This is a genomic window from Caulobacter sp. Root1455 (assembly GCF_001426905.1).
Lineage (GTDB): Bacteria > Pseudomonadota > Alphaproteobacteria > Caulobacterales > Caulobacteraceae > Caulobacter.
On sequence record NZ_LMFQ01000001.1, the window covers coordinates 318,721 to 335,410 of the forward strand.

Sequence of the window (16,690 nt, forward strand, 5' to 3'; positions counted from 1 at the left end):
GGTTGGATGAGGGGTCTCTCAAACGCCAGACGAAGAAGGGGCCGCACGGCTTCCGCCGGTGCGCCCCCTCATCCGTCAGCCTACGGCTGACACCTTCTCCCGCAAGGAGAGAAGGAAGCTACTCCGCCGCCGCCTTGGCTCCGTAGCCCAGCACGGCCTTGGTCTCCAGGAACTCGCCGAACGCGTGGTCGCCCCATTCGCGGCCGTTGCCGCTCATCTTGTAGCCGCCGAACGGGGCCATCAGGTCGGGGCCGGCGCCGTTGAGGATCACCTGTCCGGCCCGCAGCTTGGACGCCACGGCCCGCACCTCGGCCTCGTTGTTGCCGGAGACATAGGCGGCCAGGCCGTATTCGGTGTCGTTGCCGATCGCCACCGCCTGGTCGACGCCGTCATAGCCGAGGATGGCCAGAACCGGGCCGAAGATCTCTTCCTTGGCGATGGTCATGGCCGGGGTGACGTTGGCGAACACCGTCGGCTTGACATAGTAGCCGGTCTCCAGGCCCTCCGGCTTGCCGGGGCCGCCCGCGACCAGGGTCGCGCCCTCGTCGACGCCCTTCTGGATCAGACCCTGGATCTTGTTCCACTGCACCTCGGAGACCACCGGGCCCAGCTTGGAATTGCCGTTCGGGTCGCCGACCGTGTGAGCCTCGGCGGCGGCCTTGGCGATGGCGATCACCTCGTCCATGCGCTTCTGGGGCACGAGCATGCGCGTGGGGGCGTTGCAGGACTGGCCCGAGTTCATCATCACCGAGGCCACGCCGCCGCCGACCGCCTTCTGGAAGTCGGCGTCGTCGAGGATGATGTTGGGGCTCTTGCCGCCCAGCTCCTGGTGCACGCGCTTGACGGTCGGGGCGGCGTTCTTGGCCACCTCGATGCCGGCCCGGGTCGAGCCGGTGAACGACACCATGTCGACTTCCGGATGCGAGCTGAGCGCCGCGCCCACGGTCGGGCCGTCGCCGTTGACCAGGTTGAACACGCCGGCCGGCACGCCGGCGGCCGCCAGGATCTCGGTCCAGATCCAGGCCGAGAACGGGGCCACTTCCGAGGGCTTGAGCACCATGGTGCAGCCGACGGCCAGGGCCGGGGCGACCTTGCAGGCGATCTGGTTGACCGGCCAGTTCCACGGGGTGATGAAGGCGCAGACGCCGATCGGCTCCTTGACCAGCCGGGTCGTGCCGCGGTCTTCCTCGAACTTGTAGTCCTTGAGAACCTGGAGCGCGGTCTGGACGTGGGCGATGCCCATGGCCGCCTGGGCCCGCTGGGCCAGCCACGACGGAGCGCCCATCTCCTCGGTGATGGCCTTGGCCATGTCCTCGAAGCGCTTCTGGTACTCGGCGATGATCCGCTCGAGCAGATCGACGCGCTCCTCGCGGCTGGTCTGGGAGTAGCTGGGGAAGGCCTTGCGGGCCGCGCGGACCGCCAGGTCCACATCCTCGGCCGTGCCCAGGGTCACCCGGCCGGCGACCTGTTCGGTGGCCGGATTGATCACGTCCACGGTCTTGGAGCCCTTGGGCTGGACCCACTGACCGTCGATGTAGAACTTCAGGTAGTCGCGCATGCCGTGCTCCTCCGGGCTGGGGCCGTTCACGTCCGGCGGACGGCGGCCCTCATTCAAACATCCATTTTAATGATCGTTGATCACTGGGGAAGGCCTGATCGTCGAGTCATCTCTCATCTCACCATTGGGGATCGCGGTCGACGGCGTGGAAGACCTCGGCGATCCGCCGCCGATTGCCCGGCGTCACGTCGTCGGGCAGGGCGTCCAGGGCGAACCAGCCGACCCGGTGGATCTCGCCTTGCGCGCTCGAAGCGCAGGGCTCCCAGGCGTGGACGCGGTAGACCAGCACGTGGTCGCCGGGGTGATGGCGTTCGTTGCTATGGGCCGAGACCAGGGTCATGGGCCCGATCACCCGGATTCCCGCTTCTTCCTGGAGTTCGCGGATCACGGCGGTCTCGGCCGTCTCGCCGCGCTCGACCCCGCCGCCGGGCAGGTGCCAGCCGTGGACATAGGTGTGCTCGATCAGCAGCACCCGGCCTTCCTCGTCGGTGACCACGCCCCGCACGCCCAGCGTCAGGCCGCGCCTGAAGCGGAACCACGCATAGACCAGGGGGCGGGTGAACGGTTCGACACGGCGACGCCAGAGCATGGGGTCGAGCTTAGGGTTCGCCCCCTCGGCTGTCATCCCCGAGGCCGGCGCCGTGCGTCCTTCGAGGCCCGCTGCGCGGGCGCCTCAGGATGAGGAACTTTGTGCGGGCGGCGCTGCTGATGCCCTCATCCTGAGGTGCGAAGCGAAGCGGAGCCTCGAAGGACGCACGGCGCCGGCCTCGATCAACCTTGCAGCCAGCCTCGCGCACCGCTAAAGCCCGCATCATCTTTCAGTCTTCACATACGGACCCGCGCCCATGATCGCGATCGGCATCATCGCCATCTTCCTGGTGGTCATCCTGGCCCTCAACAAGTTCGAGTTCGGCCGTTTCGACTAAGACCATGGACACGCGCGGCGCGGCCCTGGTCACCGGCGCCGGCCGCCGGATCGGTCGCGCCCTGGCCCTGGAGGCCGGGCGGGCCGGGTTCGACGTCGCCGTCCACTACCGCACGGCTCAAGACGAGGCCCAGGCCGTCGCCGACGAGATCTCGGCCCTGGGCCACCGGGCCGTCATCCTCGACGCCGAACTGACGGACGAGGCCCAGACCGCCGCCCTGGTCGGCCGTGCCGCCCAGGCCCTGGGCCCCGTCGCCCTGCTGATCAACAGCGCCTCGACCTTCGAGGACGACCGTCTGGCCACCGCCAGCCGCGCCAGCTGGGACGCCCATCTGGACGCCAACCTGCGGGCTCCGATCGTATTGGCCCAGACCTTCGCCGCCGCCCTGCCGGAGGGCCGAGACGGCCAGATCGTCAACATCGTCGACCAGCGCGTGCTGCGGCCCAATCCCCAGTTCTTCAGCTACAGCCTGGCGAAGGCCGGCCTCTGGTGGGCGACCCGGACGATGGCCCAGGACCTGGCGCCGCGCATCCGCGTCAACGCCATTGCCCCCGGCCCGGCCCTGGCCTCGGTCCACCAGGCCCCCGGCGAGTTCGAGCGCGAGGCGGCCGGCACCCCCCTGGCCCGCCCCGTTTCGCTGGACGACCTGACGGCCGCGCTGCGCTACCTCATTGACGCCACGGCGGTCACGGGCCAGATGATCGCGGTCGACGCGGGTCAGCATCTGGGCTGGCGGACGCCGGACATCATCGGTTCCTGAGAGTCTCGCCTTGGCCGCTCACCCCCTCAAAGCCCCGAACGAAGCGCCCCAGCCAACTTCGGCCCGGGTGATCGTCACCAAGGTGTTCGTGCGCGGCCTGAAGGTCGACGCCTGGATCGGGGTCTATGACCACGAGCACGGCCGCCAGCAGCCCCTGGTCATCGATGTCGAGCTCGACGTCGCCGCCAGCCACTGCGAAGCGCTGGGCGACACCGTCAATTACGAGACCATCCTGCAGGCCGCGCAAGCTATCGCCGCCGAGGGCCATATAGACCTGGTCGAGACCTTCGCCGAACGCCTGGCCCAAGCCAGCTTCGCCGACAGCCGCGTGACCCGCGCCCGGGTGCGGGTCGAAAAGCCCCTGGCCCTCGCCCCCCACGCCGCCGCGGCCGGGGTGGAAATCACCGCCGTCCGGGGGTGAGCGCGCCCCCAAAAAGCGGGTTGGGCCACAGCGCCCGTCTTTCTCCGTTCCAGCCCGAGACGGTCTGGACCCTGGAGGGCGCGGAGCTGGTCGAACGCCGCGGCCCGCGCGAGCAGCGCTTCGCGCTTTCCGGCCTGACCGCCTTCCGCCTGGCCAAGCCGCGCGAGGGCGGGCGTCGCCGGGTGCTGACCCTGGTGTTCGGCCGCCGCAAGGCGATCCTGACCGCCCAGAGCTATCTCGGCCCCGGCCGGTTCGACGACCGGCTGGCCGGTTTCTCGCTGTTCGCCCGCGCCGTGGCGGCGGTGGCCGCCGACCTGGCCCCGCGAGCCCGTTTCGAACTGGCCGGGGTCATGGCCCCGCGCGAGAGCCTGACCTGGGTGATGGGGCTGCTGGGCTTCGGCACGGTGGTGATGCTGCTGTTCGCCTTCAGTCCCGGCATGGGCGGTGTCGCCATCGCCATCGCCGCGCGCATGGCCTTCCTGCTGATCCTGCTGGCCGCCGCCCTGCCCTGGCTGGGGCGCGGCCAGGGCCTGGACCCGCACGCGCTGCCGGACGACCTGCTGCCCAGCGGGTAGCGCTCCTCAACCGTTCCCCACTACCCGTCATCCTCGGAACAAGCCGAGGATGACGAACGTTTTGCCCCCCTTACAGCACCTTCATTTGCGTTGCGGGCCGGAATTGACGACCATCGTTCCATGAGCCAGACCGATCCCGCCGCCGACCCCGCCGTCCCGCCCGCCCTGCAGGACGACAAGACCATGCCGCTGGTGGTCTACGCCCTGTATCTGGCCGGACTGATCTCGGCCGGCCTGACGGGCTTTGTCGGCGTGATCCTGGCCTATGTCAGCAAGGACGCCGCGCCCGAATGGCTGCGGAGCCACTACGTCTTCCAGATCCGCACGTTCTGGCTGTCGCTGCTGTTCGGCTTGATCGGCCTGGTGCTGACCCCGGTGGGGATAGGCTTCGTGATCCTGCCGGCGGTCTGGGTCTGGACCGCGGTGCGATGCGTCCTCGGCCTGTCCTGGCTGTTGAAGGTTCAGCCCTATCCCACGCCCCGCAACTGGATGATCTGATGAGCGACGCCGCCCAAACCGCCCCCGCCTCGCCTTCGGACCGGGTCGAGGAAGACAAGATCCTGCCGATCGTGGTCTACGCCCTGTACCTGCTGGGCTTCACCAACGGCCTGACCTTCCTGGTCGGGCTGATCGTCGCCTACGTCAATCGCGAGACGGCCGGGCCGATCAACGCCAGCCACTACACCTTCGCCATCCGCACCTTCTGGATGTCGATCGGGTGGTTCCTGATCGGCGCGGCCATGTTCTTCTTCGGCCTGATCCTGGCGGTGCTGCTGATCGGCATCCCGATGCTGATGGTCGGCGGCGCGATCATGGGCGCGATCGGCGTCTTCTTCGCGGCCCGCTGCATCATGGGCCTGGTCTATCTGCTGAAGGGCGAGGCCTATCCGCGGCCGACCACCTGGTTGATCTGACGCCCATTTCCGCTAAGCGTGGCCGTTTCCAAGGCGCCCACGTCGCGTGGCGCCCGCAAACGCGTCGCTTCACGCCGGGCCTTCCCCTGGCGGTTGAGACGCCTCGACGCGGGGGCGGCGCTGGGCTGACCTTCCGCTCCTTACGAACGCGGTCATGAAGGGGGTGACATGATGGCTCGACTCGTAGGGATCATCCTCGGGGTGATCCTGGCGACATCGGGGTACGTCATCGCGGGTCTGGGCGTCCTGGGGGACTGGGCGCAGAACCTCGATCTCGGGCCTTTCGAGCCACACCGCCCGTTCGTGGGCTGGGCGGCGGCGATCACGGGGGCCGTGTTGCTCGTCGCCGCCCTGACCCCGCGCCCCAAGCGCAAGTCGCGGCGCAAGCCGGCGCCGGTCGACCTGGAGCCGTCCCTGGTCGCCGCGCCGGTCATGGCCGTCGAGGCCGCTGCGGCGCCCGAACCCGAACACGCGCCGATCGTCGCGCCCCCTATCGTCGCGCCCATCATCGCGGCCTCCGCCATGGCGACGCCCGCGCCGGCGCCCGTCGAGACCTTCGAGGACCTCCGCGCCCGCCTTGTGGCGTTGAGCCGCCAGGAGGCCTGGTCCCAGGCCGCCCAGACGCTGAACCGCCTGCTGCGCCTGGCCGGCGATGATCGGGAGAAGGCCCTGTCGCGCCGCGACCTGGGCGACTTCGCGCGCGGCCAGGGCCGGCTGGACGAGGCCGCCGAGGCCTATGACGAAGCCGTCAGCTACGCCCGCGCCGTCCGCGCCGCCCAGCCTGACGATTTCGCCGCCGACGAACTTCTGGCCAGCGCCCTGTCGGGCGTCGGCGACGTGGCCGAGATGGAGGGCCGCCTGAACGACGCCCTGTCGGCCTTCGAGGAGGCCTTGGCCCTGCGCCGCTCGCACGGCGGCCGCGAAGCCGCCGACCCCAACGCCCGCCGGGCTCTGTCGGTGTCGCTGGAACGCCTGGCCGACCTGCGCGAGGACCGGGGACATCGGATGCGGGCCCTGGACCTGTACCGCGAGAGCTACGACGTGGCGGCCCGGCTGGCGGCGGCCGATCCGGCCCGGTTCGGGGCGGACCTGGCCTCGACCCGGGCGCGGCTGGCGGAGCTTGAGGCGAAGGTGGCGGGGTAGGCTCACCCACTTGCCCCCACCTGACGGCTTCGCCGTCTGTCCGCCCCCATGGGGGGCGGAGGCCGCGCTCTCGCTCCTCTTCCCCCTGTGGGGGAAGCCGGCCGCGAAGCGGCCCGTAGGGGGCAAGTGTTAGCCGCCGAAACACAAAAAATCCCGGAGCAGCCAAGCCGCTCCGGGATCATTTCATTCAGCCAAAGCCGCCAGCCTTACGCCGGCACCAGCTCCCGCCGCACCAGGCGCGCATACTCGTCCATCAGCGACAGCGACAGGGCCGCCGGGGTGAACTTGAACTCGCCGATCTCCGATACCGGGGTGACCTCGGCGGCGGTGCCGACGATGAAGCACTCGGTGAAGTCGGCCAGCTCGTGCTTCTCGATGTGGCGCTCGACCACCTGGATCCCGCGCGACTTGGCGATCTGGATCACCGTCTGGCGGGTGATGCCGTTCAGGAAGCAGTCCGGGGTCGGGGTGTGCAGCACGCCGTCCTTGACGAAGAACACGTTGGCGCCGGTCGCCTCGGCGACATAGCCGCGATAGTCGACCATCATCGCGTCGGCGAAACCTTCCTTCTCCGCGGCGTGCTTGGAGATGGTGCAGATCATGTAGAGCCCGGCGGCCTTGGCGGCGGTCGGGATCGTGTTCGGCGCGGGACGGTCGTACTTGGCCCAGGTCAGGCGGATGCCCTTGGCTTTGGTCGCCGGGTCGAAATAGCTGGGCCATTCCCACACGGCGACGGCCACGTGGATCTTGGTCTGCTGCGCCGAAACACCGATCATCTCGCTGCCGCGCCAGGCGATGGGCCGGACATAACAGTCGGTCAGGCCGTTCTTGGCCGCGGTCTGCTTGCACGCCTCATCGATCTGCTCCACCGTGAAGGGGATCTTGAAATCGAGGATTTCGGCCGATTTGAACAGGCGCTCGGTATGCTCGGTCAGCTTGAAGATCTCGCCGCCATACATCCGCTCGCCCTCGAACACCGACGAGGCGTAGTGGAGGCCATGGGTCAATACGTGCACCTTCGCGTCCCGCCAGGCGACGAACTGGCCGTCCAGCCAGATCCAACCATCGCGATCGTCGAAGGGAACGAGAGACATCGGTCCAAGACCTCCTTATTTGGAACCCGGTTCTTAGACGCTCCGAGCCGCGGAAGGTCAAATAAAATGGACGCAAGCTGATGGCCGGGCCGCATTCATCGGGCCCGCCGGGGACCCCAATGGGGGGCGTCTCGCCCGGCGGAATGGCAGGCGGCTCCACCGATCCGCGCCTGATCCTCGGCGAAGAGCAGCTGGACGGCGGCCTGGAGCTGCTGCTGCTGGCCGAGGCGGGCCTGTGGGCGGCGGTCGACGCGGCGCTGGAGGGCGAGGGACCGGGCCTGGGCCGCTCGCACTGGCGCGCCGCCTTTCTGCTGCGCCGCCGGCCCGGCATCGGCGTGCAGGACCTTTCCAGGCTGACCAGCCTGTCCAAACAGGCAGCCAGCAAGACCCTGTCGGACCTGCAGCGCCTGAACCTGGCCCAGAAGGCGGCCGGCGACCTGGACGCCCGCCGGCGGCCGGCCGAGCTGACCCCCGAGGGGATCGCCTTCGAGTACCGGGTGGCCGAGCGCCTGCGCACCCTGCTGGGCCGCGCCTATCGCACCGGCGGCCTGGACGGGGTGGCCGGGGCGCGCCGAATCCTGGCGGCCCTGGCCGGACCGCGCCAAGGTGTCGGTCTCAACCGCCGGGACGGGCTATGACCCCAGACGAACGCGCCGAGCGCCACCTGCTGGTCGTCGACGACGACGACCGCATCCGCACCCTGCTCAAGGAGTTCCTGACCCGCGCCGGCTTCCGGGTCAGCGCAGCGGCCGACGCCGCCCACGCCGACCGGCTGACCGGGGCGATGGACTTCGACCTGCTGGTGCTGGACGTGATGATGCCCGGCGAGGACGGCTTTTCGTTCACCCGGCGGCTGCGGGCCCGGGGCGGCGAGGCCGGCAAGACGCCGATCCTGATGCTGACCGCCCGCGACCAGACCAACGACCGGATCGAGGGCCTGACCCACGGCGCCGACGACTACCTGGCCAAGCCGTTCGAGCCGCGCGAACTGCTGCTGCGCATCGAGTCGATCCTGCGCCGCGCCGCGCCCAAGCCGTCGGGTCCGCGCGCGCTCAGCCTGGGGGCCTGCGCTTTCGAGCCCGAGCGCGGCGAGCTGACCCGTGACGGCGAGCCGATCCGCCTGACCGAGGCCGAGGTCGCCCTGCTGCGCCGCCTGGCCAAGGCGGCCCACGCCGCGGTCGACCGCCTGGAGCTGGCCCGCGACACCGTCGACGCCACCGGCCGCGCCGTCGACGTCCAGGTCACCCGCCTGCGCCGCAAGATCGAACCGGATCCAAAGAATCCGCGCTATCTGCAGACGGTGCGCGGGATCGGCTATCGGCTGGCGCCGGACTGATGGGAGCACCCCACATAGTTTTCGCACGAGAAAGCCTGTCATCCCGGACAAGCGCGCAGCGCGCCGATCCGGGACCGACGCGTGAACTCAGCGCTTCCGGCGGTCCCGGATCTTCGCTGCGCTACGTCCGGGATGACAGGCTTCTTGAACAGGCGCGCCACCTCCCCCACGGGGGGAGGACCTAGTCATGTTCCGGCTCCGCACGCGCCTCTTCATTCCCCGCCAGATCAAGCGGTGGCTGCCGACCTCGCTGTTCGGCCGCTCGCTGCTGATCATCGTCCTGCCCGTGGCGGTGATGCAGATCGCCGTCACCTGGGCGTTCTTCGACGCCCACTGGGAGACCGTCACCAGCCGCCTGTCCGAGGGCCTGGCCGGCGACGTCGCCTGGGCGGTGCAGACCTACAAGGACGACCCCTCGCCCGAGGCGCTGGACAAGATGGCCGAGCGGGCCGAGGAGTCGATGTCGCTGTCGATCGCCCTGCAGAAAGGCCGCAAGCTGCCGACCGGCCAGCGGCCGTCGCTGTTCGCCTCGCTGGACCGCTCGCTGCGCACGGCCCTGGACGACCGGCTGGACGACCCGTTCTGGTTCGACACCACCCGCTATCCCGGCCACGTCGACATCCGCGTGCAGGTCAAGGAGGGCGTGCTGCGGATCATCGCCCCGCGCGACCGGGCCTTCGCCACCCAGGGCCACATCTTCATCCTGTGGATGGTGGTGGCCACCCTGCTGCTGACGGCGGTGGCGATCCTGTTCATCCGCAACCAGGTGCGGGCCATCGAGCGCCTGGCCGACGCGGCCGACGCCTTCGGGCGCGGCATCGACCAGGCGGCCTTCAAGCCGCACGGCGCGCGCGAGGTGCGCCAGGCGGCGACGGCCTTCCTGGCCATGAAGGCCCGCATCCAGCGCCATATCGAGCAGCGCACCGCCCTGCTGGCCAGCGTCAGCCACGACCTGCGCACGCCCCTGACCCGGCTGAAGCTGGAGATCGCCCTGGCCGAACCCAGCCCGCAGCTGGAGGCCATGGCCCGCGACCTCTCCGAAATGGAGCACATGATTGACGAGTACCTGGCCTTCGCGCGCGGCGAGGGCGGCGAGGAAGCGCGGCAGGTCATGCTGCGGCCGCTGATCGAGGGCGTCTGCGAGGGCGCTCAGCGGGCCGGCGCCAGGGTCGAGGTGTCGATCGGCGACGACCTGTCGGCCACCCTTCGGCCCCAGGCCTTCAAGCGCGCCCTGGCCAACCTGATCGACAACGCCGCCTCGCATGGCGAGACCGTGCGGGTGTCCTCCACCGCCGCCCCGACCGGCGGGGTGTGGATCTTCGTCGACGACGACGGCCCCGGCATCCCCGACGACCGCCACGAGGAGGCCTTCCGCCCGTTCAACCGCCTGGACGAGTCGCGGAACCAGAACGAGAAGGGCGTGGGCCTGGGCCTGGCCATCGCCCGCGACATGGCGCGGGGGCTGGGCGGCGAGCTGACGCTGCAGCGCTCGCCGATGGGCGGGCTGAGGGCGGTGCTGAGGTTGCCGGGTTAGATCGGGGCAGAGCAGGACGCCCCCTCCGTCACGATGCGTATTCGCATCGCGCCACCTCCCCCGTTTTCACGGGTGAGGAAAGGACGGCGCGGATCACTTCTCCTCACCCGTGAAACGGGGGAGGTGGCGAGCAAAGCCCGACGGAGGGGGCGTCCTACCGCATCGCCGCTTCGATGAAATGCGGCCCCGGCTCGCGCATCGCCCGCGCCATGGCCTCGTCGAACGCCTCGGCCGTCTCGACCCGCTCGGCCGGCAGGCCCAGCCCGCCCGCCACCGACACCCAGTCGATGCGCGGGTCCGACAGGTCCAGCAGCCGCGACGCCGCCGGGCCCGGCTCGCCGCCGCCGGTGCGGACCATCTCGATGCCGAGGATGCGGTAGGCGTGGTTGGCGAACACCACCACGGTGACGTCCAGCTTCTCGCGGGCGATCGTCCAGAGCCCTTGCACCGTGTACATCCCCGCCCCGTCGCCGTTCAGGCTCAACACCTTGCGGTCCGGGCAGGCCACGGCCGCGCCGATGGCCAACGGGATGCCCTGGCCGATCGCCCCGCCGGTCAGGGACAGCCAGTCGTGGGCCCGGGCGTTGCGGGTCTGGGTGAAGATCGGCAAGCCGGCGGTCACCGCGTCGTCGGAGATGATCCCGCCCGTCGGCATGTGGCGGGCGATGGCCGCGCCCATCGCCCAGGCGTCCAGCTTTCCGGCCGGGGCCGGCGGCTTGGCGTAGGGCTCGACGGCCCCGGCGGCCGGCGCGCCCAACACCTCGGCGAGCGCGTCCAACGCGGCGGCCGCGTCGGTTCCGCGGTCGCTCAGGGTCAAGGTCGCGCAGCCGTCGGGAACCAGCACGCTGGGCCGGTCGGGATAGGCGAAGAAGGCCACCGGTTCGGTGGTGGCGACCAGCACCATCAGGTCCACGCCGTCGAGGTCCTTCAGGGCCTGCTCGCCGAAATAGGGCAGCTTGTCGGGCCGGAAGCGCCCTTCGCCGCGCGCCTGGCGGGCGGTGAAGGTGTCGGTCAGCACGCGGACGCCGGTGGCCGCGATCCGTCCGGCGGCGGCGACGGCGGCTTCGCCGCACGCGCCCGAGCCCAGCAGCAGGACCGGCTTGGCGGCGGCCTTCAGGGCCTTGGCGACGGCGGCGACGGCGGCCGGGTCCGGGGCGCGGAAGCGCGGCCGCGCGATCACCGGCCCGGCGGTGTCGGTCTCGTTCCAGGCGCTGTCGGCGGGCAGGATCAGGCAGGCCGCGCCGCCCGGCGCGCCGAAGCTGGCGGCCACGGCCTCGGCGGCCAGCGGCCCGACCGAATCAGCGCTGTCGGCCGACCTGACCCAGATGGCGTTGGGCGCGGCCAGGGCGGCGATGTCTGAATTCAACGGCGCGTCGTACTGGCGATGATGGGTCGCGTGGTCGCCGATCACGTTGACCGTGGGGGTGAAGGCGCGGCGGGCGTTGTGCAGGTTGGCCGCGCCGTTGGCGTAGCCGGGACCCAGATGCAGCAGGGTGCAGGCCGGCGTCCCGGTCATCCGCCCGTAGCCGTCGGCCGCCCCGGTCGCCACGCCCTCGAACAGGCACAGCACGCTGCGCATCCGCGGCTCGCGGTCCAGAGCCGCGACGAACTGCATCTCGCTGGTGCCGGGATTGGCGAAACAGGCGGTGACGCCGTTGTCGGCCAGGGTGGCTTCCGACATTTCGTCGGGCGCGCCAACGCTGGTTGCGGGTTCGATGCACGAAGATCCGCGACCCAAACCCCCGTCATCCTCGGACTTGGTCCGAGGATGACGGTGAGGGAAGGTTGCGCGGACCCTGGCGCCTGTCGCAGTCTGGCCCGCGCCGAAGCGCCGCCGAAGAGCGGACCGGCCCAGGGGGAAGCGATGTCTCAAACAACCAACCAGACCGAACGCCTGGCGAAGGCCGTGCTGATCGCCTCGATCCTGGCCGGGGTCAGCTATGTCGCGGCCTGGGACCGGGGCCTGCCGCAGGTCGTCGAACTGACCTGGAAGGGCCTGGGCGTGGGACTGCTGGCGGTCTACGCCGCCCTGAACGCCAGAAGCCTGAACGGCTGGCTGCTGGTCGCGGTGATGGCCTTCGGCGCCTTGGGCGACGTGCTGCTGGGCGCGGCCGGACTGACGGTCGGGGCGCTGGCCTTCCTGGCCGGACACCTGGTCGCCATCGGCCTCTATCTGCGCAACCGGCGACCGAAGCCCGCCCGCAGCCAACTGGCCCTGGCGCTCGTGCTGGTTCCGGCCGTGGTGACCGTCGCCTTCCTGCTGCCCGCCGACCGGGCTGGCGCGCCGGGCGTGGCGTTCTACAGCCTGGGCCTGGCGCTGATGGCGGCGACCGCCTGGCTCAGCCGGTTCCCGCGCCATCGAGTCGGCGCGGGCGCGCTGATGTTCGTGGTCTCCGACCTGCTGATCTTCGGCCGAGGCGGACCCTGGCCGGACAGCTTCACGGTCGGGCTGGCGGTGTGGGGGCTGTACTATTTCGGGCAGATGCTGATCTGCGTGGGGGTGGTGCGGGCGCTCATGGAAGGTCCTCCCCCCGTGGGGGAGGTGTCGGCGTAGCCGACGGAGGGGGGAGCGGTCGGATGACGGCCGGGTCCGGGACCGACGATCCTAAGACTCCCCCCACCGGCCTTCGGCCGCCTCCCCCACAGGGGGAGGGCCTGATTCAGGAAAACACCATCACCCCGTCATCCGGCTCGTCCGCGAACAGCCGCGCCAGCTCCGCCGGCCGCCGTTCCCGGGCCATGGCCTGGTTGATGTAGCCCTTGTCGGTCAGCTCGCCGGACGCCGCATCGGGCGGGCCGTCCAGGATCAGCGCGCGGGTCACCTTGCCGCCGCCCTTGGCCAGGCTGTTCAGCCGTTCCAGCCCGGCGCGGACCGCCGCCTTCACCGCCTCGGGCTCGCCGATCCGCAGACAGGCCTTGGGGTCGAGGAACAGCATCAGCCCCACGCCGGCCTGCCCCTCGCCGCAGACCACGGCGTCCGACACCGCCCCGGCGATCGCCGAGACCGCCGCCACCCGCAGGGCGCCGGCCACCACGAACGTGCCGTTGGCCAGCTTGAAGTTCTCGACCAGCCGTCCGTCGAACACCAGGCCCGCCGAGGGGTTCAGCCGGTCGGCCAGCTTGGCCGCGTCGCCCAGCCGGTAGAAGCCGTCCTCGTCGAACGCCGCCGCCGAGGCCTCGGGCATGTCCAGATACCCGGGCGAGACCTGCGGGCCCTTGACCCGGATCTCGAACTTGTCGGGCGGACCGTCGGCGACCGGGACCAGCTTGACCGCCGTGCCGGGCGTGGGCAGGCCGACCATGCCCGAGCGGGCGTTCAGCCAGTGAATGTTGCAGGCGGTCGGGCCGGTCTCGGTGGCGCCGTAGCCGGCCGCGAAGGTCACCCGGCAGCCGATCGTGCGCAGCGCCACGGCCTGGACCCGGTCCAGGATCGACTGGGCCATCGACGCCCCGCCGTACTGCAGCACCCGCACCTTCTCGAAGAACCGGGCCGCCAGGGCGTGGTCGCGCTCCAGCTCGCCGACCAGCAGGCCCCAGCCGGCCGGGACCATGTTGTGATAGGTCGTCGCCACTTCGCGCAGGTTGCGGATCGTCTCGTCGAAGCGGCCGGTCACCGGCTGGCCGGCGTCGATGTACAGGGTCCCGCCCCGGTGCAGCACCATGTGCAGGATGGCGTTGGCGCCCAGGCTGTGGCTCCAGGGCGCGGAATTGACCAGCACCGGCGGGTCGGGGTCCTCGTAGCAGGCGGCGATCTGGGCGGCGTTCAGCGCGACATTGGCGTGGGTGCAGATCACCGCCTTGGGCAGGCCGGTCGAGCCCGAGGTCAGCAGCAGCTTGGCGACGTCGTCGGGCCGGCAGGCGGGCGGGACCGGATCGCCGGCCGCCAAGGTCTCGAACCCCACGTCGCCATCGCGGGCGTTGCGGCTGGCCACGACCGGCAGGCCGGCCAGGAACGGCGCGGCCAGGGCGTCGGCGAAGGCCTCGGCGTCGTCGACATAGACCGCCGCCGGCTTCAGCCGCTCGACCGCGAAGGCCAGGCGGGAGAGGTCCGCGCCCTTCAGGCCGTACTGCGGCGAGACCGGGGCGATCGGCGCGCCCAGGCTCATGGCCGCGTAGCCGACCAGGGCGTTGTCGATCCCGTTGCGGGCCAGGATCAGCAGGGGCTTGCCGCGCGACAGCCCCCCCTTTCCCGAATCAAGCCTGGAAAGACCGCCGGCCAGGCGGGCGACCTGATCGGCCGCCTCGGCATAGGTCACGGTTCGCCAGCCCTCTGCCCCGGCCGCCGGCCGCTCGGCCAGCCAGACGCGGTGCGGGGTCTGCGACGCCCAGCGGACCAGCGGCGCGGTCACGGTCTGGACGGTTTTGGAATAGGGCGTGGGATTGCGCAGGATCAGGACGTCGCCGCGTCGTTCGACGTCAAGCGCCCGGGGCGCGTAGCGGGCGTCGCGGAACGGCGCTTGGGTCTCTTGCGTCCCATCCATGAGTCGAAGTGTTAACCAGGCCGTGGCGGGTGGCAATCCACCATCCCTCATTGTCCGCTCATCCCGGCCAACGCCGGGACCCAGATGGAAAGGCTGAGATGGCCTCCAGAATGCTCTGAGCTCGTCCCGTCAGCCCCACCGCTACGGGATCTGGATCCCGGCATTCGCCGGGATGAGCGGTTTTAGAGATGGGCCGCCTGCCCTCGCCTGCGCTCCAGCCACAACCGCTCGGCCGGGGCGGGGTCCAGGGCCAGGGCGCGGTCATAGGCGGCGAGGGCCTCGGCGCCGCGGCCCAGCCGGGCCAGCAGGTCGGCGCGCACGGCGTGGAACGGGCCGAAGTCGCGAAAGGCGGTCGAGTCCAGCCAGTCGACCTCGGCCAGGGCCAGGGCGGGTCCCGAGATCTCGGCCACCGCCACGGCGCGGTTCAGCCGCACCACCGCGTCGTCGCGCCATCGCAGCAGGGCGTCGTAGAGAGCCAGCACGGCGGGCCAGGGCGGCGGCTCGTCCAGGCCGGCGCGCGAGCACCAGGCCGCGTGGATGGCCGCCTGAAGCTGGCGCGGTCCGGGCCGCCGCCAGCGGGCGGCGCGGCGCAGCAGGTTTTCGGCGTCGACGATCAGCGGCCACCGCCACAGGGCCGGATCCTGTTCCGACAACGGCGTCATCGCTCCGCTGTCGTCCAGCCGGGCCGGGCGGCGGGCCTCGGCGTAGCGGACCAGGGCGGCGAAGGCCAGGCACTCCGGCTCATTGGGCAGCAGGTCGGCCAGGACGGCGGTCAGGTCCAGCATCTCCTGGGCGTAGCCGGCGTGCTGGCCCGCGCCGGCCGCGTCCTCGTGGGCCTTGGCGTAGGCGATCTCCAGGGTCGACAGCACCGCCCCGATCCGCTCGGGCCAGGCTTCCGGACCGGGCACCTCGAAGGCGATGCCGGCCTGGGCGATCTTGCGCTTGGCCCGCACCAGGCGCTGGGCCAGGGTCGGTTCGGACACCAGGAAGGCCCGGGCGATCTCCTGGGTCGACAGCCCGCAGACCAGGCGCAGGGTCAGGGCCGCGCGGGCGTCGGGCGCGACGGCCGGGTGGCAGCAGACGAAGATCAGCCGCAGCCGCTCGTCCGGGATCAGGCGCGCATCGTCGATCATCGCGTCCTCCGCGCTGGGGGGCGGCGGCGGCGGGTCGGGGACCAGCCGGCTCCGCACGCCGCGCCGCCGCAGCATGTCCAGCGCCCGCCGCTGGGCGACGCTGTAGAGCCAGGCGGCCGGGTCGCGGGGCTCCCCCCCGCCTTCCTTAGGGTCTTTCGGCCAGGCCTGGGCCGCGTTCAGGCAGGCCTCGGCGAACGCCTCCTCGGCCAGGTCCAGGTCGCGGAACTTGGCGGCCAGGGCGGCGATCACCCGCCCACCGTGCGTCCGCGCCGCCTGGTCGAGGAGACCCTTGCCCATGGACGGCGCTTTGTCTTGGCGCATTTTCTTCACGCGAACCGGCGTCCACTTGCCTCGAAAATGCTTACGTCGTCCCGTCGATCACCGGCCGCACCTCGACCGAGCCGTCGCCCGACAGCGGCAGCTTGCGGGCCCAGGCCAGGGCGGCGTCGAGGTCGGGCGCCTCGATCAGGTAGAAGCCGCCCAGCTGCTCCTTGCTCTCGGCGAACGGCCCGTCGTGCAGGCCGCACTGGCCGTTGGCCCGGCGCACGGTGGTGGCGGTGTTGGCGGTCTTCAGGCCCGCGCCACCGCGCATCAGACCCTTCTCGACCAGCTCGGCGGCGAAAGCTTCGTGCTGGGCGATGATGTCTTGCCAGGCGCGGCCGTTCTCGTCGCGATAGACGGCTTCGTCCTCGTAGATCAGCAGGGCGTATTGCATGGATCGATCCTCCTCGACGACCAGGCCGGCGGAGGCGCCGCCTCGGTCTCGGATCAGAGACGGGGCAGCCTCGCCGGACTCGACATTCACCCGCAAGTTT

Annotated in this window: 17 protein-coding genes; 10 read left to right on the plus strand and 7 right to left on the minus strand. The window is 71.0% G+C overall.

Going from position 1 to position 16,690, the window contains the following annotated elements; genetic code table 11:
* Positions 1 to 118: 118 nt before the first annotated feature.
* Positions 119 to 1,558 carry an aldehyde dehydrogenase family protein gene (locus ASD21_RS01245; protein WP_056436283.1) on the minus strand — a complete coding sequence of 480 codons (1,440 nt, stop codon included), beginning with the start codon at positions 1,556 to 1,558 and terminating at the stop codon, positions 119 to 121.
* 118 nt (positions 1,559 to 1,676) lie between these two features.
* A complete protein-coding gene (locus ASD21_RS01250) occupies positions 1,677 to 2,147 on the minus strand; it encodes an NUDIX domain-containing protein (protein ID WP_056435528.1) in 471 nt (156 codons plus the stop codon).
* A gap of 341 nt (positions 2,148 to 2,488) precedes the next feature.
* On the opposite strand from ASD21_RS01250, the gene ASD21_RS01255 reads away from it, so the two are divergent.
* The 6 genes from ASD21_RS01255 to ASD21_RS01280 all read left to right on the plus strand — a co-directional run bounded on the left by ASD21_RS01255 (position 2,489) and on the right by ASD21_RS01280 (position 6,297).
* Complete coding sequence (locus ASD21_RS01255) at positions 2,489 to 3,244, plus strand: SDR family oxidoreductase (RefSeq protein ID WP_056435531.1); 756 nt, start codon at positions 2,489 to 2,491, stop codon at positions 3,242 to 3,244.
* A 10-nt stretch (positions 3,245 to 3,254) separates the two neighbouring features.
* On the plus strand, positions 3,255 to 3,665 hold the full coding sequence (gene folB, locus ASD21_RS01260; protein WP_200941381.1) for a dihydroneopterin aldolase: 411 nt from the start codon (positions 3,255 to 3,257) through the stop codon (positions 3,663 to 3,665).
* A 20-nt stretch (positions 3,666 to 3,685) separates the two neighbouring features.
* Positions 3,686 to 4,240 (plus strand): hypothetical protein, encoded by a 555-nt coding sequence (locus ASD21_RS01265; protein WP_156390547.1) that lies wholly within the window; start codon positions 3,686 to 3,688, stop codon positions 4,238 to 4,240.
* 120 nt (positions 4,241 to 4,360) lie between these two features.
* Positions 4,361 to 4,738 (plus strand): DUF4870 family protein, encoded by a 378-nt coding sequence (locus tag ASD21_RS01270; protein WP_056435537.1) that lies wholly within the window; start codon positions 4,361 to 4,363, stop codon positions 4,736 to 4,738.
* Entirely contained in the window at positions 4,738 to 5,154 is a 417-nt protein-coding gene (locus ASD21_RS01275) for a DUF4870 family protein (protein ID WP_056435540.1), read from the plus strand. The genes ASD21_RS01270 and ASD21_RS01275 overlap by 1 nt, the downstream gene beginning before the upstream one ends.
* 168 nt (positions 5,155 to 5,322) lie before the next feature.
* Complete coding sequence (locus ASD21_RS01280; RefSeq protein ID WP_056435542.1) at positions 5,323 to 6,297, plus strand: tetratricopeptide repeat protein; 975 nt, start codon at positions 5,323 to 5,325, stop codon at positions 6,295 to 6,297.
* Positions 6,298 to 6,503: 206 nt separating this feature from the next.
* On the opposite strand, the gene ASD21_RS01285 is transcribed toward ASD21_RS01280, so the two are convergent.
* Complete coding sequence (locus ASD21_RS01285; protein ID WP_056435545.1) at positions 6,504 to 7,391, minus strand: branched-chain amino acid aminotransferase; 888 nt, start codon at positions 7,389 to 7,391, stop codon at positions 6,504 to 6,506.
* A gap of 143 nt (positions 7,392 to 7,534) precedes the next feature.
* On the opposite strand from ASD21_RS01285, the gene ASD21_RS01290 reads away from it, so the two are divergent.
* The 3 genes from ASD21_RS01290 (at position 7,535) to ASD21_RS01300 (ending at position 10,261) form a co-directional block, all read left to right on the plus strand.
* On the plus strand, positions 7,535 to 8,029 hold the full coding sequence (locus ASD21_RS01290; protein WP_442856937.1) for a MarR family winged helix-turn-helix transcriptional regulator: 495 nt from the start codon (positions 7,535 to 7,537) through the stop codon (positions 8,027 to 8,029).
* On the plus strand, positions 8,026 to 8,727 hold the full coding sequence (locus ASD21_RS01295) for a response regulator (RefSeq protein ID WP_056435551.1): 702 nt from the start codon (positions 8,026 to 8,028) through the stop codon (positions 8,725 to 8,727). The genes ASD21_RS01290 and ASD21_RS01295 overlap by 4 nt, the downstream gene beginning before the upstream one ends.
* Positions 8,728 to 8,914: 187 nt before the next feature.
* The gene (locus tag ASD21_RS01300) at positions 8,915 to 10,261 is read left to right on the plus strand and encodes an ATP-binding protein (protein ID WP_056435554.1); all 1,347 of its coding nucleotides are present in this window, start codon (positions 8,915 to 8,917) and stop codon (positions 10,259 to 10,261) included.
* Positions 10,262 to 10,415: 154 nt separating this feature from the next.
* On the opposite strand, the gene ASD21_RS01305 is transcribed toward ASD21_RS01300, so the two are convergent.
* Positions 10,416 to 11,942 carry an acetolactate synthase large subunit gene (locus tag ASD21_RS01305; RefSeq protein WP_056435557.1) on the minus strand — a complete coding sequence of 509 codons (1,527 nt, stop codon included), beginning with the start codon at positions 11,940 to 11,942 and terminating at the stop codon, positions 10,416 to 10,418.
* A gap of 183 nt (positions 11,943 to 12,125) precedes the next feature.
* On the opposite strand from ASD21_RS01305, the gene ASD21_RS01310 reads away from it, so the two are divergent.
* Complete coding sequence (locus ASD21_RS01310; protein WP_056435558.1) at positions 12,126 to 12,815, plus strand: lysoplasmalogenase; 690 nt, start codon at positions 12,126 to 12,128, stop codon at positions 12,813 to 12,815.
* A 106-nt stretch (positions 12,816 to 12,921) separates the two neighbouring features.
* Here ASD21_RS01310 and ASD21_RS01315 read toward each other — a convergent pair whose 3' ends face one another.
* The 3 genes from ASD21_RS01315 to ASD21_RS01325 all read right to left on the minus strand — a co-directional run bounded on the left by ASD21_RS01315 (position 12,922) and on the right by ASD21_RS01325 (position 16,590).
* Positions 12,922 to 14,742, minus strand: a complete 1,821-nt coding sequence (locus ASD21_RS01315; RefSeq protein ID WP_056435562.1) for a feruloyl-CoA synthase — start codon at positions 14,740 to 14,742, stop codon at positions 12,922 to 12,924.
* Between the two features lie 182 nt (positions 14,743 to 14,924).
* A complete protein-coding gene (locus ASD21_RS01320; RefSeq protein ID WP_235523749.1) occupies positions 14,925 to 16,196 on the minus strand; it encodes an RNA polymerase sigma factor in 1,272 nt (423 codons plus the stop codon).
* Between the two features lie 40 nt (positions 16,197 to 16,236).
* The gene (locus ASD21_RS01325; protein WP_056435566.1) at positions 16,237 to 16,590 is read right to left on the minus strand and encodes a YciI family protein; all 354 of its coding nucleotides are present in this window, start codon (positions 16,588 to 16,590) and stop codon (positions 16,237 to 16,239) included.
* Between the last annotated feature and the right edge of the window lie 100 nt (positions 16,591 to 16,690).

Coding starts and splice junctions, on each gene's coding strand:
- ASD21_RS01245 (WP_056436283.1), bottom strand. CDS start 1,558: ATGCGCGACTACCTGAAGTTCTACATCGACGGTCAGTGGGTCCAGCCC.
- ASD21_RS01250 (WP_056435528.1), bottom strand. CDS start 2,147: ATGCTCTGGCGTCGCCGTGTCGAACCGTTCACCCGCCCCCTGGTCTAT.
- ASD21_RS01255 (WP_056435531.1), top strand. CDS start 2,489: ATGGACACGCGCGGCGCGGCCCTGGTCACCGGCGCCGGCCGCCGGATC.
- ASD21_RS01270 (WP_056435537.1), top strand. CDS start 4,361: ATGAGCCAGACCGATCCCGCCGCCGACCCCGCCGTCCCGCCCGCCCTG.
- ASD21_RS01275 (WP_056435540.1), top strand. CDS start 4,738: ATGAGCGACGCCGCCCAAACCGCCCCCGCCTCGCCTTCGGACCGGGTC.
- ASD21_RS01280 (WP_056435542.1), top strand. CDS start 5,323: ATGATGGCTCGACTCGTAGGGATCATCCTCGGGGTGATCCTGGCGACA.
- ASD21_RS01285 (WP_056435545.1), bottom strand. CDS start 7,391: ATGTCTCTCGTTCCCTTCGACGATCGCGATGGTTGGATCTGGCTGGAC.
- ASD21_RS01290 (WP_442856937.1), top strand. CDS start 7,535: ATGGCAGGCGGCTCCACCGATCCGCGCCTGATCCTCGGCGAAGAGCAG.
- ASD21_RS01295 (WP_056435551.1), top strand. CDS start 8,026: ATGACCCCAGACGAACGCGCCGAGCGCCACCTGCTGGTCGTCGACGAC.
- ASD21_RS01300 (WP_056435554.1), top strand. CDS start 8,915: ATGTTCCGGCTCCGCACGCGCCTCTTCATTCCCCGCCAGATCAAGCGG.
- ASD21_RS01305 (WP_056435557.1), bottom strand. CDS start 11,942: ATGTCGGAAGCCACCCTGGCCGACAACGGCGTCACCGCCTGTTTCGCC.
- ASD21_RS01310 (WP_056435558.1), top strand. CDS start 12,126: ATGTCTCAAACAACCAACCAGACCGAACGCCTGGCGAAGGCCGTGCTG.
- ASD21_RS01315 (WP_056435562.1), bottom strand. CDS start 14,742: ATGGATGGGACGCAAGAGACCCAAGCGCCGTTCCGCGACGCCCGCTAC.
- ASD21_RS01320 (WP_235523749.1), bottom strand. CDS start 16,196: ATGCGCCAAGACAAAGCGCCGTCCATGGGCAAGGGTCTCCTCGACCAG.
- ASD21_RS01325 (WP_056435566.1), bottom strand. CDS start 16,590: ATGCAATACGCCCTGCTGATCTACGAGGACGAAGCCGTCTATCGCGAC.